The 15,212-nt window shown below is 33.7% G+C and carries 15 protein-coding genes; 8 read left to right on the top strand and 7 right to left on the bottom strand.

Annotated features, from left to right (window positions below):
• Window positions 1-80: 80 nt before the first annotated feature.
• Together ACM595_RS10030 and ACM595_RS10025 are read left to right on the top strand one after the other, a co-directional pair.
• On the top strand, window positions 81-461 hold the full coding sequence (locus ACM595_RS10030; RefSeq protein WP_002484325.1) for a winged helix-turn-helix transcriptional regulator: 381 nt from the start codon (window positions 81-83) through the stop codon (window positions 459-461).
• A gap of 257 nt (window positions 462-718) precedes the next feature.
• Window positions 719-1,078: a DUF1304 domain-containing protein gene (locus ACM595_RS10025; RefSeq protein ID WP_037539160.1), complete on the top strand. Its 360-nt coding sequence runs from the start codon at window positions 719-721 to the stop codon at window positions 1,076-1,078.
• A 123-nt stretch (window positions 1,079-1,201) separates the two neighbouring features.
• Here the strand turns inward: ACM595_RS10025 and ACM595_RS10020 are convergent, their stop codons facing one another.
• Window positions 1,202-2,557: a sugar porter family MFS transporter gene (locus ACM595_RS10020; protein ID WP_419744288.1), complete on the bottom strand. Its 1,356-nt coding sequence runs from the start codon at window positions 2,555-2,557 to the stop codon at window positions 1,202-1,204.
• Window positions 2,558-3,041: 484 nt separating this feature from the next.
• On the opposite strand from ACM595_RS10020, the gene cadC reads away from it, so the two are divergent.
• From cadC to ACM595_RS10005, 3 genes are all read left to right on the top strand, one after another.
• On the top strand, window positions 3,042-3,410 hold the full coding sequence (gene cadC / locus ACM595_RS10015; protein ID WP_011304078.1) for a Cd(II)/Pb(II)/Zn(II)-sensing metalloregulatory transcriptional repressor CadC: 369 nt from the start codon (window positions 3,042-3,044) through the stop codon (window positions 3,408-3,410).
• On the top strand, window positions 3,403-5,820 hold the full coding sequence (locus ACM595_RS10010; protein WP_021459094.1) for a cadmium-translocating P-type ATPase CadA: 2,418 nt from the start codon (window positions 3,403-3,405) through the stop codon (window positions 5,818-5,820). Before cadC ends, ACM595_RS10010 begins: the two co-directional genes overlap by 8 nt.
• A 104-nt stretch (window positions 5,821-5,924) precedes the next feature.
• Window positions 5,925-6,539 carry a CadD family cadmium resistance transporter gene (locus ACM595_RS10005; protein ID WP_002510812.1) on the top strand — a complete coding sequence of 205 codons (615 nt, stop codon included), beginning with the start codon at window positions 5,925-5,927 and terminating at the stop codon, window positions 6,537-6,539.
• Window positions 6,540-6,906: 367 nt separating this feature from the next.
• Here ACM595_RS10005 and ACM595_RS10000 read toward each other — a convergent pair whose 3' ends face one another.
• From ACM595_RS10000 to cstA, 5 genes are all read right to left on the bottom strand, one after another.
• The gene (locus ACM595_RS10000) at window positions 6,907-7,722 is read right to left on the bottom strand and encodes an AAA family ATPase (protein ID WP_002510813.1); all 816 of its coding nucleotides are present in this window, start codon (window positions 7,720-7,722) and stop codon (window positions 6,907-6,909) included.
• Window positions 7,715-9,157, bottom strand: coding sequence for a Mu transposase C-terminal domain-containing protein (locus ACM595_RS09995; protein ID WP_115340369.1), 1,443 nt, complete (start codon window positions 9,155-9,157; stop codon window positions 7,715-7,717). Before ACM595_RS09995 ends, ACM595_RS10000 begins: the two co-directional genes overlap by 8 nt.
• A complete protein-coding gene (locus ACM595_RS09990; RefSeq protein WP_002510815.1) occupies window positions 9,141-9,722 on the bottom strand; it encodes a recombinase family protein in 582 nt (193 codons plus the stop codon). Before ACM595_RS09990 ends, ACM595_RS09995 begins: the two co-directional genes overlap by 17 nt.
• 170 nt (window positions 9,723-9,892) lie before the next feature.
• On the bottom strand, window positions 9,893-11,227 hold the full coding sequence (cstB, locus tag ACM595_RS09985; RefSeq protein ID WP_419744287.1) for a persulfide dioxygenase-sulfurtransferase CstB: 1,335 nt from the start codon (window positions 11,225-11,227) through the stop codon (window positions 9,893-9,895).
• 28 nt (window positions 11,228-11,255) lie between these two features.
• The gene (gene cstA, locus ACM595_RS09980) at window positions 11,256-12,323 is read right to left on the bottom strand and encodes a persulfide response sulfurtransferase CstA (protein ID WP_419744286.1); all 1,068 of its coding nucleotides are present in this window, start codon (window positions 12,321-12,323) and stop codon (window positions 11,256-11,258) included.
• 137 nt (window positions 12,324-12,460) lie between these two features.
• On the opposite strand from cstA, the gene cstR reads away from it, so the two are divergent.
• The 3 genes from cstR (at window position 12,461) to ACM595_RS09965 (ending at window position 14,282) form a co-directional block, all read left to right on the top strand.
• Complete coding sequence (gene cstR, locus ACM595_RS09975) at window positions 12,461-12,721, top strand: persulfide-sensing transcriptional repressor CstR (protein ID WP_019468539.1); 261 nt, start codon at window positions 12,461-12,463, stop codon at window positions 12,719-12,721.
• A complete protein-coding gene (locus tag ACM595_RS09970; RefSeq protein ID WP_419744285.1) occupies window positions 12,721-13,476 on the top strand; it encodes a sulfite exporter TauE/SafE family protein in 756 nt (251 codons plus the stop codon). The genes cstR and ACM595_RS09970 overlap by 1 nt, the downstream gene beginning before the upstream one ends.
• A 254-nt stretch (window positions 13,477-13,730) precedes the next feature.
• Window positions 13,731-14,282 (top strand): recombinase family protein, encoded by a 552-nt coding sequence (locus ACM595_RS09965; protein ID WP_002508689.1) that lies wholly within the window; start codon window positions 13,731-13,733, stop codon window positions 14,280-14,282.
• 137 nt (window positions 14,283-14,419) lie between these two features.
• On the opposite strand, the gene ACM595_RS09960 is transcribed toward ACM595_RS09965, so the two are convergent.
• On the bottom strand, window positions 14,420-15,094 hold the full coding sequence (locus tag ACM595_RS09960) for an IS6-like element IS257 family transposase (protein WP_115340380.1): 675 nt from the start codon (window positions 15,092-15,094) through the stop codon (window positions 14,420-14,422).
• Window positions 15,095-15,212: the final 118 nt, after the last annotated feature.

Genomic DNA, 15,212 nt, shown 5'->3' with positions numbered 1-15,212 from the left:
CTCCTTATTTTTTGTTGATTGTGTTACTATAATTCACACATATAAAAATAGGAAGTACGCACTAAAAAGGAGCTAATGAAATGAGTAAAACATATAATATTGGTGTCGAAGCGACCATAGATGTTATTGGAGGCAAATGGAAACCGGTCATGCTCTGCCATTTACAAAATAATGGCCGCATGCGTACGTCTGCATTAAAACGTGCCATACCAACAATCACTCAAAAGATGCTCACACAACAATTACGAGAACTAGAAAAAGATGGCATTATTAATCGCATCGTTTACGATCAAGTGCCTCCAAAAGTTGAATACGAACTTTCAGAATACGGTCAAACACTGGGTAAAATTCTTTCATCACTTTGCTATTGGGGAGAATTTCATGTAGAAAAAATGTATAAGCAAGGCGAATCCGTTACTTTAAATCAACAAGACTTTGTAGATATTCCTCGTCCTAGCTAATGATTTATTAAGCTATGGTAAAAATCGAAAACTTTTATTAATTATTTAAATTACATTATTATCCGTCTAATTTTTAGTTATTAAAAGCTATAAAAATACTCCCGTTCAAGTTGTCATTTTTAAATGTTTACTTTAAACGGGAGCATTGCTTTTATTTAGTATAACTTTATTCTTTTCTGTGTTTCTTTTATTTAACGCTTTCTATATAATCATGAAGACAGTGCATTTTCAATTTAATACACAAAGGAGTTATCCATATGAGTACCTTGTCTTTCATATTAACTTTATTCGTTGCTATAGAATTTTTATACATTCTCGTTTTGCAAACCTTTTTAACAACTTCGAAAAAAACGAGTCAACTTTTCAAAATCGAACAGCAAGTGCTTCAACAAGACAAATTAAAAACGCTTATGAAAAACCAAGGTGTTTATAATGGTCTTTTAGGAATATTATTGTTATATGGTTTGTTTTTTTCTGACCACCCTAGAGAGCTTATTATTAGCATATTGATTTATATGATCCTTGTAGCATTATATGGTGCAATCACAAGTCAAAAAACCATCCTGCTTAAGCAAGGCGGTCTCCCTATACTAGCACTTATCTCGTTTATTTTTTAAATTTATTTCTTATACCGTAGCTATTAGCTAGTTGTCTTGAGCCATATCTAATCTATAGACAAATAATGTTCCAACAAATAAGCCCAGCAACGATTGCGTGTTGTTGGGCTTGTTTCATGATACTTATTTAATTTTTGCTAGATCCACACCCGTGGTTCTTTCTCTTAAGTCATATTCAATCTCTTCTAAACTACGACCTCGTGTTTCTGGTAAGTATTTAATTACAAAATACATTGCCAAGATGCCGATAAATGCAAATATTAAGAATACCCATTCTGTACTTAGGGCACTATTCAATACTGGGAATAATTGCGCCACAATCAGCGTTCCAAAATTCAATACGAGTGTTGCTAAACCAGTAGCAGCACCACGTGCACGCATTGGGAACATTTCTGGTAACATAACCCAAAGAATAGGTCCCCATGTTAAGCCAAAGAACACAATAAATAGTGATAAACATACGATAATAATAACGGCCGAAGATTCAATACCTATCGTCCAAATCAGGATAGCCATTACAAGGAGTGACACGACCATACCGATGTTCCCTGTGATAAGTAGCTTTTTACGATCAATTTTATCTGCAATAAATACTGCGACAATCGTCACAAGTACATTAATCGTACCTATACCCACAGTACCTAGAATAGATGTCGCTTCACCTAGACCCGCTTTACTAAAAATAGTTGGCGCATAAAATATAATCGCATTAATGCCGATGATTTGTTGGAACAGTGCAAATACACAACCAATCACTAACGTAGGTCTTAACCAAGGTGATTTTAAGATAGACCACGTTGATTCTGAAATGGCTGCAATTTCTTTCATTTCTTTAATTTCTGTATTTATTTCTTTGTCGTCATTAAACGTAATTTTCATAACGTCTCGCGCAGCTTTTTCACTTTTATGCTCTAGCAACCATCTAGGACTCTCAGGCATAAATGCAATACCAATTAATAGAATAACGGATGGTACGACAGCTAATCCGAGCATCCAACGCCATCCTTCCATATCTGCAAAAGCATAATTCACTAAATATGCTGCTAAAATACCTATTGTAATCATTAATTGGTTCAATGACCCTAGCGAGCCACGATAAGCCGTAGGTGCCATTTCGGATAAGTAAACCGGAACAGTTGCCATGGAGCCACCGACTGCTAAACCTATAATCAATCTACCGACTACAAGCATCGGCATATTTTGTGCAACGGCCAATATTAATGAACCGACAATATAAACAATGGCTATAATTAATACTAAACGTCTTCTACCAATCCTATCAGACAGCGGTCCACTCCCACCTGAACCAATAATAGCACCAACAAGCATGGATGCTACAACCAAGCCTTCTGTAAAACTATTCAATGGAATATCATCATTGATAAAAAGCAATGCCCCTGAAATAACCCCATTGTCATAACCATATAACAAACCACCAAGTGCCCCTAATATGAAAATCAAACTCTTATTTACATTCAAATTTAACATCCCCTTTAAGATTAATTACAGTATATCCCTATTATGTAAGCGTTTCAAATATTAAATTAATTTCTCTTAAAATTTTTTGAAATAAATATATTTTAAATCTACGTTATATTATTATTTGATAAGTAATTTTACTGTCTAAGTTATATAAATTAACTTTTCTAACACGCTTAAACTCTACAACTTTATTCATACCATTTAAAAAACCCTTGAAATTGAAGTTTGAAGTTCAACTTTAAGGGTTCAATAGATATTATCTTAGCAGTTTTGCTTTATTTTTATTTTGCTGTATAGCTTTTACTTGAAATTTTACCAGCATCCACAATAACATCTTTGTCTTGGAAAGGTTCGTTTTTGAGACTAGAATTTTATGCCCTACTTACTTCTTTTATTTTCATTCAAATATTTGCTTGCATGATGAGTCGAAAATGGTCATAATATATTCAAATAAATATTTTAATGAAGATGGGATGATAATATGAAAAAGAAAGATACTTGTGAAATTTTTTGTTATGACGAAGAAAAGGTTAATCGAATACAAGGGGATTTACAAACAGTTGATATTTCTGGTGTTAGCCAAATGTTAAAGGCTATTGCCGATGAAAATAGAGCAAAAATTACTTACGCTCTGTGTCAGGATGAAGAGTTGTGTGTTTGTGATATAGCAAATATCTTAGGTGTTACGATAGCAAATGCATCTCATCATTTACGTACGCTTTATAAGCAAGGGGTGGTCAACTTTAGAAAAGAAGGAAAACTAGCTTTCTATTCTTTAGATGATGAACATATCAGGCAGATAATGATGATCGCCCTAGCACATAAGAAAGAAGTGAAGGTCAATGTCTGAACAAAAGGTTAAACTAATGGAAGAAGAAATGAACGTCTATCGGGTCCAAGGATTTTCATGTGCAAATTGTGCAGGAAAGTTTGAGAAAAATGTTAAAAAGATTCCAGGCGTTCAGGACGCAAAAGTAAATTTTGGAGCTTCAAAAATTGATGTCTTCGGCAGTGCAACTGTTGAAGAACTAGAAAAGGCTGGTGCTTTTGAAAATCTTAAAGTGGCACCAGAGAAACCTAAAAGACGGGTAGAACCTGTGGTAATTAAAGATAAAAACGTTTACCGTGTGGAAGGATTTTCCTGCGCAAATTGTGCGGGGAAGTTTGAAAAAAATGTAAAACAAATAGCTGGAGTTGAGGATGCAAAAGTAAACTTTGGCGCTTCTAAAATTGATGTATATGGAAATGCATCGGTTGAAGAACTTGAAAAAGCAGGTGCTTTTGAGAATCTAAAAGTATCTCCTGAAAAACTAGCGAATCAAACGATACAAAGGGTTAAAGATGACACTAAGGCTCATAAAGAAGAGAAAACACCATTTTATAAAAAACATAGTACATTGCTGTTTGCCACACTACTAATTGCTTTTGGTTACCTTTCTCACTTTGTAAATGGAGAAGATAACCTCGTAACTTCCATGTTATTTGTAGGTTCTATTGTAATTGGCGGATATTCATTATTTAAAGTCGGTTTTCAAAATTTGATACGCTTTGATTTCGACATGAAAACCCTGATGACCGTTGCCGTTATTGGAGCTACCATTATTGGTGAATGGGCAGAGGCATCTATTGTTGTTATTCTCTTTGCAATCAGTGAAGCACTTGAACGCTTCTCTATGGACAGAGCAAGACAATCCATACGTTCATTGATGGATATCGCCCCAAAAGAAGCACTAGTTAGACGAAATGGTCAGGAAATAATAATCCATGTGGACGATATCGCTGTGGGTGATATCATGATTGTCAAACCAGGGGAGAAAATTGCCATGGATGGAATCATTGTGAATGGCTTGTCGGCTGTCAATCAGGCAGCTATAACAGGAGAATCTGTTCCCGTCTCCAAAGCGGTAGATGACGAAGTATTTGCAGGTACGCTTAACGAAGAGGGACTAATTGAAGTAAAAATCACCAAATACGTAGAAGATACAACCATTGCCAAGATTATTCATCTTGTTGAAGAAGCACAAGGGGAGCGTGCTCCAGCCCAAGCATTCGTTGATAAATTTGCGAAATACTACACTCCGATCATTATGGTTATTGCAGCCTTGGTTGCAGTCGTTCCACCCCTATTCTTTGGTGGCAGTTGGGATACATGGGTTTATCAAGGATTAGCAGTTCTTGTAGTTGGATGTCCTTGTGCATTAGTTATTTCTACTCCAATCTCGATTGTCTCGGCAATTGGAAATGCAGCGAAAAAAGGTGTGTTGGTTAAAGGTGGTGTCTATCTCGAGAAATTAGGAGCCATTAAGACAGTCGCATTTGATAAAACAGGAACACTGACAAAAGGTGTACCAGTGGTAACAGATTTTGAAGTATTAAATGACCAAGTGGAAGAAAAAGAGCTATTCTCTACCATTACAGCTTTAGAATATCGTTCACAACATCCACTTGCTTCAGCAATAATGAAAAAGGCAGAGCAAGATAATATCCCTTATTCTAATGTACAAGTGGAAGAATTCACTTCGATTACTGGGCGAGGTATAAAAGGGATTGTAAACGGAACTACTTACTATATTGGAAGCCCAAAACTTTTCAAGGAATTAAATGTTTCCGATTTTAGCCTTGGGTTTGAAAACAATGTGAAAATCCTACAAAACCAAGGAAAAACAGCCATGATTATTGGAACGGAAAAAACAATTCTCGGCGTAATTGCCGTTGCAGATGAGGTTCGTGAAACAAGTAAAAATGTGATTCAAAAACTTCATCAGTTAGGTATCAAGCAAACAATTATGCTGACAGGTGATAATCAAGGTACTGCAAATGCAATCGGTACACATGTAGGCGTTTCTGATATTCAGTCTGAATTGATGCCACAGGATAAATTAGATTATATTAAAAAAATGCAATCGGAGTATGATAATGTAGCTATGATTGGCGATGGCGTTAATGATGCTCCAGCACTTGCTGCATCTACTGTTGGAATTGCAATGGGCGGTGCTGGAACGGATACTGCAATTGAAACAGCTGATATTGCATTAATGGGAGATGATTTAAGTAAGCTTCCATTTGCAGTAAGACTCAGTCGAAAAACTTTAAATATCATTAAAGCTAACATCACTTTTGCTATCGGAATTAAAATAATTGCCTTACTATTAGTTATCCCGGGATGGTTAACCCTTTGGATAGCGATTCTTTCCGATATGGGAGCTACTATTTTGGTAGCATTAAATAGTTTACGACTGATGAGAGTGAAGGATAAATAGGTAGAAAACAGAATAGTAAGGTCACGCTGTGCGCAATTCAAGGGGGGCTTTTCAATTTGAAGAAAAGTCCTACCCCTAAAATATAAAATATTGGAGATGGAAAAATGATCGCAACGATACTTACAGCAGCTGCGGTATATGTAGCAACAGGAATTGATTATCTCGTTATATTAATTCTTTTGTTTTCGCAAGTAAAAAAAGGTCAGGTGAAACATATTTGGATAGGACAATATATAGGGACTGCAATTGTTATAGGAGCAAGTCTTTTAGTTGCACAGGGGGTTGTAAATTTAATTCCTCAGCAATGGGTTATCGGACTACTTGGGCTTTTACCACTTTACTTAGGTGTGAAAATGTGGATTAAAGGAGAAGAGGATGAAGATGAAAGTAGTATTTTATCTTTATTCTCCTCTGGAAAATTTAATCAGTTATTTTTGACGATGACTTTCATCGTATTAGCTTCCAGTGCGGATGACTTTTCGATTTATATACCGTACTTCACGACCTTAAATATGTCTGAAATCTTTATTGCTGTTATTGTCTTTATGATTACGGTTGCTGTTTTATGTTATGTCAGCTATCGCTTAGCTTCCTTAGATTTTGTATCAGAAAAAATTGAGAAATATGAACGTTGGATTGTACCTATTGTATTCATTGGGTTAGGGATTTATATATTGTTTGAAAATGGTACATTTAACGCTTTATTCTCATTTCTTTAACAATCGGAACGCTTTCTCTAATAAGAATCAGCGCTCGTTTGACATATAAGACCGCCTTTTGGGAGTCACGATAGAAGTCCAATTTCTTAATTTTAGAACTGAGAAATTGGACTTCTATATACCTCCTGACTCTAACCTTATTAACTTGTAATGCAAAATAACGATTAAAATAGGTGCAAAATAACTCCTAAAGTGACAAGCTAAGCATATCAATACATATATAATGTCTATTTAGGGTCTACCCTAATCGAACCATTATCGATGCTAGCAAAACAGTATTTCTGTCACTTTACTTGATATATGAGAATGACTTCACCTAATAAATGAGAAAAGCAACGCACTATATTAAAATGCGTTGCTTTTTCTATTATCGAATACCTATAACTAAACTGTCTCTAGCTGTTTCTACGACTTCTGTACTTATTTTATCTAAACCATTTATATCCATAATTCTATCTATCTGCGCAAATAAACGATGAATCAGCCTAAAATTCCCTTTTGTAATTTTAATAATCGTTGTTATTGCCTCATAATCAGTAAAATCTTCGAGTTTTAAATCAAATCCTAAATCTTGCCACTTATATTCTAATATATGATGCGTTTCATCTTTGCTTAGATTATCAAATTCATGCGCAAAACCTATGCGCGAATATAATTGAGGATAACGAGATAATTTCTTCTCAATACCTGGCATACCAATAAATATCATTGCTAAATTATGTTCATCATAAATAGCTCTTAATTGCTCTAAATGTTGCACTTTAAGACGATCAATCTCATCTACTATAATTAAATCAATATATTTAAACATATCACTATAATGTTTACTATGTTCATGTCCATACTTATTTACAGCATGTAATTTTTGCCCCAAATCAATGCTTGCAGTAATACTATATAAATCATTTCTTAATTTAGTTTGTTTTTCTGCTGGTGCAGTATAAAATATTTTATCCACCGATAGTATATCATCGGTCGTCTTACTAGCTAAATCTTCCCAACCTCTATGGTTAACTTGTTTTTCAATAGTATCCCAATTTGTGTAATATCTAGACGATAAAGTTTTTCCGACACCAGGTTGACCATAACATATACCAATATACTGATATTTAATACAAGCATCACAAAATTCAGCAAAGCGTTTATACTCTTTCGTTTCAATGAAATTTTGATTTTTAGTCATTACGATACCTCTTTAATTTTTTGACGTTTTTAGTCGTTTCTTGAGGTGAATAACCATAATTCTTTTCTTCCTTTATTAAATCAGTGGTACTTGGGCTAACAATGTTTTGTTTTAAGTGTTTTCTTCTCTGACTACGTGCGTGTTGTATATCTTTTATATCAATTGAATAATCAGCTAAATCAGGAGATATAGCTGTACAAAGAAACTCATCTCTATAAAAAACGCGTATTTCAGCCATATCATTAGGATTGTAACGAATCAGTACATACTCACCTACATAAGCAGCTAGATTCGTATTACTGTATCTAAAGCCTTGAAAATGAATGCCATCTGAATGAATTTTCCTGGATTTAGGTATTTCTAATAATAATAAATCAAGTTGTTCTAAACTGCTTGGCATATTAGGGAAAAAATGATTACTGTTCCAACGATTGATAGGAGTACTCTGGATAGCACTGTGTTCTTTTTGATTATAATTTTCAATTAAAAAGTATCGTAATTTTTCTTCGAAATTTTGAAAATCAATTAAATCACTAAGTGTATCGTTATTATTTATATATCCAGGAAGTTGTTCTAAGAAAGTTTGATTAACTGTCTGAAAGAATCGTTCTATTTTTCCACGACCACGAGGAACACCAACTTTCGAAAACATCAAGTTAATTTTCAAATCAATAGCGACTTGTTCCATGTGATGCGAAGTAAAGTCACTTCCATGATCTGTGTAGAATTTTTCGGGTATACCACACACTGGCCAATTGGTATCATTTTTATTCCATATTGCTTGATGTAGTGTCAATGCTGTATTTTGAGCATTGGGAGCATCAAAACTTATAAAGTAGCCTGCAATTGCACGACTATAGTCATCCATAATAATGGTTAGCCATGGTCTATTGATATTACCTTTTTGATCTAATATATAAATATCTAGCAAAGTATGGTCGGCTTGCCATATTTCATTTGGTCTTGATGATTCTCTTATTTGTATTAAATCGTACTTATTGTGATAGTATTTTTCACCCTGATGAGAAAAATCAATCACAGATTTAGGCATTGCTTTAATAACACTATAAACTTGTTTATAGCTTGGTGTATCAAAATTATGCTCTTTACAATAATTAGCGATTTTCCTATGAATTGTAGCAATACTATTTCTTTTATTCATAAGCGCAAGGCGTTCAATTTCATCAATTATCTTTGGTTCTATCTTACGTGTTCCTTTATCAGCTCTTGTCGCATAGATTAGTCCTTTAAGTCCTTGTTCTTTATATGACTTATTCCACCTATAAAGGGTGCTTAACGCAATCCCTTTACTTTTAGAAATACTTGATAAAGATTGTTCGCCTAGGATAAAAGGTTTTATAATATTGTACTTTTGAGTAGCTTTTTTACGTTTGGCTTCAGAAAAATTAGTTAGATACTTATCCTTGTTTTTCATCTTCCTTGTCCTCCAATTTATTGAGGTAACGATAAATTGTTGTACGTGAAACATGCCACTGTTCTGCAATTGTCTTAATTGGCGTGCCATTATCATAAAGTGTCTTAAGTAAGTTTAAATCTTTTTGATTTAATTTTTCTGGTCTGCCTCCATATCGGCCTCTAGCACGTGCTGCAATTCGGCCAGCTGAAGAACGCTCTAAAATTAAATTACGTTCAAATTCTGCAAATGCTGCGAATAAATGAAATAATAATTGTCCAGTTGAACTTGATTTATCCATTGTTATATTTTCTTCTAAACTATGGAAACTTACACCTCGTTCGTTAAGCTCATTAACTAATGTGATTAAATCCTCCATATTACGTCCCAATCTATCTAATCTCCAAACAACAATCGTATCTCCTGACCTCGCAAATTCAATTGCTTTATCTAATCCAGGTCTTTTACTTTTTGAACCACTCATATGGTCATTAAATATCTTTTCACAACCATATGTATTTAATCGATCCTCCTGTAAATTTAAATTTTGTAATCCAGTTGAAACTCTTGCATAACCTATTTTCAAAATACAAACCTCCTATATACACCTTTAGTGTACCATAACTTAATTACAAGGTCTTTTATGAACATAGATTTTTTGTTGGGTTTTTGAACACATAATCCTATGTAATTCTTACTTATTTAGACATAAAAGAAGAGTGTACAGAAAATGGTTATTTTCTGTACACTCTTAAATTATTTTAATGATTCTGGAAAATCTTGATAGCCTTCTCTAATATTTACGACATTTTCAAATCCTTTGTTTTCTAAGATACCCACGGCGATTGAACTTCTAACACCTGACTGACAATGTACGTATATTTTATCCTCTTTATTAAATGGAATATTTTCATTTAATAATTTACCATGCGGAATATTGACTGCTTGATCTAAGTGCCCATTATTCCACTCTTCTTCATTACGTACGTCAAGTATATATTCTTCTTTACCAGTCATATCAACGCTATGGATGGATTGGGTTAAAATTTCTGATTTTGGTAAACGATAACCTGCTACATTATCAAATCCAATTAATTGTAAAGTATGCGCTGCTTGTTCAACGGTAGATTTATCACCAATTAAATCTATACTATTTTCATAGTCTAAATACCAACCGATTTGGTTAATAAAGTTTTTGTTGTAAGGAATATTGATCGTTCCTTGTGTATGACCACCGTGAAAGGCTTCTTTGCTACGAAGATCAAATGCTATTCTTTCATTGCTTAAACTAGGATAAACATTGTATGGTTGATATAATTCCATACCAAATTGGTTAATTTTTTTCATTTGTGTAAAATGATGTGGTGGCGCTGGTTGATTTGATGTTAATGTTTCAATGAATTTAATTTCATCAGTTTCACTAAATGCCCAGTTATTTATTTTTTCATAACCTAGCGTAGACATTGGTACGGCGCCTAATGCTTTACCACAAGGACTTCCAGCACCGTGGCCTGGCCAAATTTGAATATAATCTGGTAAATCTTTAACACTTTCTATAGATTGATACATTTGTTTCGCACTAACTTCTGTAGAACCTTCGACTTGAACTGATTTTTCTAGTAAATCGGGTCTACCGATATCACCAACAAAAATAAAGTCACCACTAAATAAACCCATTGGAACACTTGAGCCGCCACCTTCATCCGTGAGTAAGAAACTAATACTCTCTGGGGTATGACCAGGTGTATGCAATACTTCTAATTTAATGTTACCTACTTGAATAATATCTTGATTTTTAACAAAATTTGTATGTTCCGGCATATTTTGATAACTTAATTGATCATCACCTTCGCCAGATACATATATATTGGCGTTTAAACGTTCTGCCACGTCCCGAATTCCAGAAGCAAAATCAGCGTGGATATGGGTTTCTGCAGCTTGTGTAATTGTAAAACCTTCGCTATCTGCAACTTCCATATATTTTGTTAAGTCACGTACAGGGTCAATTATCATTGCTTTTCCTGTACGTTGACAGCCAACTAAATAAGATGCTTGAGATAAATGATTATCGTAAAATTGTTTGAAAAACATGATAAAACTCCTTTTTTAATAGATTTAATTAGATGAATAAATTATGATTCGCATTTTCTGTATCACCAATATAAGTACCTACGCCCCCGTACTCAACTTCGTCTCTGAGCTCTTCTTTCTGAATTCCCATAACATCCATACTCATCGTGCAAGCGATTAATTTAATATCTTGATCAATAGCTTGATTGATAAGCGATGGTAATGAATCAACATTTTTCTTTTTCATTACGTAGCGCATCATGATATTACCTAAACCAAACATATTCATTTTAGAGAGTGGCATTTTCAAAGGTGTTTTTGGCAACATAAAATCAAACATTTTTGCGATACTTTTCTTTTTAACGTTAACTGTTTGCGCTTTTTTCAACGCGTTAAGTCCCCAGAAAGTAAAGAAGATGGTTACATCTCTTCCTGCAGCTTTAGCACCATTCGCAATAATCATTGCTGCCACTGCTTTATCTAACTCACCACTAAATAGCACAATTGTAGTACCTTTGGCAGTATGGTTCACTTCCAAGTCTTTTGGTTTTTCTTTTTGAATGATAGCATTAATTCCATTATTACTTTCATCCAATTCAACTAACGTATGTCCTGTTTGTTTCACCCAGCTTTTAATGTCGCTAAGGAAACCAGGGTCAGTCACTGTAACTTCAATTTGCTCGCCTACTTCAATATTTTTCATTTCTTTACTGATATTTACAATTGGCCCTGGACATTGAAGACCACTATAGTTAAGTTGTTTACGCTCTGCTTTAATTTCTACATTTATATTTTCTTCTAATGTATTATTATCTTCGTTTTTTGCTTCATATGCTTTATAGCCACCGTCTAAATTAACAATATCGTAGCCTCGTTCAGCTAAATAATCGCTCGCTTTAGTACTTCTGATACCACTTTTACAGTGAATATAATAGGTTTTGTTTTTATCTTTATTGAACGATTCAATCTTATCTACAGGATGTAATGTCGCACCATTTATGTGTGCTAGCTCATATTCTTCTTCTGTTCTTACGTCAATCAGTTGACCTTGTGCACCTAATTTTTCTAATTCTTGTTTACTGAAATTGTTGATATGCTTTTCGTTATATTGTTTCATAATATCCTCCTAATAAATACCTATAGGGGTATATTAACTGATTGTTTACAGCATGTCAAATACCTAGTGGGGTATTTGACATTTTTGGTTCTATCTATTATTATGACTTTATTCAATTAAAAGTGGAGGGAATAACTATGCATTATGATAAAAAAATGATTAATCGTATTAATAGAATACAAGGTCAACTCAATGGCGTTATTAAAATGATGGAAGAAGAAAAAGATTGTAAAGATGTCATTACTCAAATCAGTGCATCAAAAAGTTCAATCCAACGTTTGATGGGGATTATCATTAGTGAAAATTTAATAGAATGTGTAAAGGCAGCAGAGGATAATGGTGAAAATTCAGAAGAATTGATTAATGAAGCCGTTAACTTATTGGTAAAAAGTAAATAATGGATATTTCAACTGTTATTATGATGTTACTTATTGGAGTGTTCGGAGGCTTTATTTCGGGTCTAGTAGGTATCGGTGGTGCTATTATTATTTATCCAGCTATTTTATTATTACCGCCACTATTTGGTGTTCCTGCATACAGTGCATACATCGCTTCAGGACTTACTTCCAGTCAAGTCTTTTTCAGTACTTTAAGTGGGTCATTAAAAGCGCGAAAAAAAACAGAATTCTCCCCGCCATTAGTTATTTATATGAGTGGAGGTATGATTACAGGGAGCATGTTAGGCGCATTCCTAGCAAATTTATTTAATGCTGCATTTGTAAATACGATATATATTATCATTGCTTTATTCGCATTAATATTAATGTTCATTAAAGTCGAATCTCGTTCAGGCGAATCTGCTTTTAATAAACCTTTACTAGTTATTATAGGTCTTTTCGTTGGTATTATTTCGGGTATAGTAGGCGCAGGTGGTGCCTTTATTATCATTCCTATATTATTAGTTTTATTCAAATTACCAATGAATACGGTGGTTGCTAATAGTATAGTAATTGCTTTTATATCTTCAATTGGCGCCTTTATCATTAAACTTATACAAGGTTACATTCCTTTAGAAGATGCGTTATTTTTAATAATAGGGAGTATTATTTTCGCTCCGTTAGGTTTAAAATTAGGTAAAAAAGTCCCTAGTTTTGTACAAAAGTGGATCATCAGTATTTTAATTATTATTGCGATTATTCAAATTGTTTTATAAATAAGAAAGAGAAGTACAACTAATATTTGTACTTCTCTTTCTTATTTATAAAGTTAAAAAATTCTCATATAGCAAGTAAATTGACATAGGAGGTTTTTCTTGGATATTTAAGTCTATAAACTTGTGCTATAATCAATGTATCATAAATATCAAAAATCATGAGTTTTTAGACGATGAGAGACGCGTTTATTTGCATCGAGAATTAGATTTCGTTAATAAGTACCCATAAAACGATTAAAAGAGGTGGTATTCAAATGGCTAAAATTGGTTATGCACGTGTATCAACACAAGATCAAAGTCTTGATGGACAGATTGATACACTTGAGGAATATGGTTGTGAACGTATCTTTAGCGAGAAAGCGAGTGGCCGTAAAACGAATAGAACAGAACTTGATAAATGCTTAGATTATTTACGTGAGGGAGATATTCTAGTGATTTATAAACTAGATCGTCTTGGACGTACAACGAAACAATTAATTGAGTTATCACAATGGTTAGATGAAAACAGCATTGACTTACATATTATAGATATGAACGTATCAACGAAAGATGCGATGGGCAAGATGTTCTTTACCATGATGAGTGCTTTTGCGGAACTTGAAGCTAACCTACTAAGTGAACGTACGAAAAAAGGACTAGAAGCTGCGAGAGCAAGAGGACGAAAAGGTGGACGCCCTTCATTGCCCGACCATAAGAAGAGAGAGATTAAATTCTTATACGATGAACAAAAACTTACTGGAGAAGAAATTGCTAAACAAACAGGAGTGAGTCGTTCTACTGTATATAGAATAATAAAAATGAAGTAGTAAAAACAAATAATCACAGGAAGAAAACTAATGAAAGGAGAATCTCTAATTTGAAGATTCTCCTTTCATTAGTTTTTAGGTTCTGTTGCAAAGTAAAAAAATATAGCTAACCACTAATTTATCATGTCAGTGTTCGCTTAATTTGCTAGCATGATGCTAATTTCGTGGCATGGCGAAAATCCGTAGATCTGAAGAGACCTGCGGTTCTTTTTATATAGAGCGTAAATACATTCAATACCTTTTAAAGTATTCTTTGCTGTATTGATACTTTGATACCTTGTCTTTCTTACTTTAATATGACGGTGATCTTGCTCAATGAGGTTATTCAGATATTTCGATGTACAATGACAGTCAGGTTTAAGTTTAAAAGCTTTAATTACTTTAGCCATTGCTACCTTCGTTGAAGGTGCCTGATCTGTAATTACCTTTTGAGGTTTACCAAATTGTTTAATGAGACGTTTGATAAACGCATATGCTGAATGATTATCTCGTTGCTTACGCAACCAAATATCTAATGTATGTCCCTCTGCATCAATGGCACGATATAAATAACTCCATTTTCCTTTTATTTTGATGTACGTCTCATCAATACGCCATTTGTAATAAGCTTTTTTATGCTTTTTCTTCCAAATTTGATATAAAATTGGGGCATATTCTTGAACCCAACGGTAGACCGTTGAATGATGAACGTTTACACCACGTTCCCTTAATATTTCAGATATATCACGATAACTCAATGCATATCTTAGATAGTAGCCAACGGCTACAGTGATAACATCTTTGTTAAATTGTTTATATCTGAAATAGTTCATACAGAAGACTCCTTTTTGTTAAAATTATACTATAAATTCAACTTTGCAACAGAACCAAAACAACTATATACAAAGTATATATTTATTCATATTTTTTCAAATACCCTTTAGCAATTTT

Source organism: Staphylococcus sp. LKG3-1 (assembly GCF_048568385.1).
Taxonomy (GTDB): domain Bacteria; phylum Bacillota; class Bacilli; order Staphylococcales; family Staphylococcaceae; genus Staphylococcus; species Staphylococcus saprophyticus.
This window is presented reverse-complemented; position numbering and strand designations above follow the sequence as displayed.

Bases quoted from the DNA above. Each gene is read 5' to 3' on its own strand.
- ACM595_RS10030 (WP_002484325.1), top strand. From the start codon at position 81: ATGAGTAAAACATATAATATTGGTGTCGAAGCGACCATAGATGTTATT.
- ACM595_RS10025 (WP_037539160.1), top strand. From the start codon at position 719: ATGAGTACCTTGTCTTTCATATTAACTTTATTCGTTGCTATAGAATTT.
- cadC (WP_011304078.1), top strand. From the start codon at position 3,042: ATGAAAAAGAAAGATACTTGTGAAATTTTTTGTTATGACGAAGAAAAG.
- ACM595_RS10010 (WP_021459094.1), top strand. From the start codon at position 3,403: ATGTCTGAACAAAAGGTTAAACTAATGGAAGAAGAAATGAACGTCTAT.
- ACM595_RS10005 (WP_002510812.1), top strand. From the start codon at position 5,925: ATGATCGCAACGATACTTACAGCAGCTGCGGTATATGTAGCAACAGGA.
- ACM595_RS10000 (WP_002510813.1), bottom strand. From the start codon at position 7,722: ATGACTAAAAATCAAAATTTCATTGAAACGAAAGAGTATAAACGCTTT.
- ACM595_RS09995 (WP_115340369.1), bottom strand. From the start codon at position 9,157: ATGAAAAACAAGGATAAGTATCTAACTAATTTTTCTGAAGCCAAACGT.
- cstB (WP_419744287.1), bottom strand. From the start codon at position 11,227: ATGTTTTTCAAACAATTTTACGATAATCATTTATCTCAAGCATCTTAT.
- cstA (WP_419744286.1), bottom strand. From the start codon at position 12,323: ATGAAACAATATAACGAAAAGCATATCAACAATTTCAGTAAACAAGAA.
- cstR (WP_019468539.1), top strand. From the start codon at position 12,461: ATGCATTATGATAAAAAAATGATTAATCGTATTAATAGAATACAAGGT.
- ACM595_RS09970 (WP_419744285.1), top strand. From the start codon at position 12,721: ATGGATATTTCAACTGTTATTATGATGTTACTTATTGGAGTGTTCGGA.
- ACM595_RS09965 (WP_002508689.1), top strand. From the start codon at position 13,731: ATGGCTAAAATTGGTTATGCACGTGTATCAACACAAGATCAAAGTCTT.
- ACM595_RS09960 (WP_115340380.1), bottom strand. From the start codon at position 15,094: ATGAACTATTTCAGATATAAACAATTTAACAAAGATGTTATCACTGTA.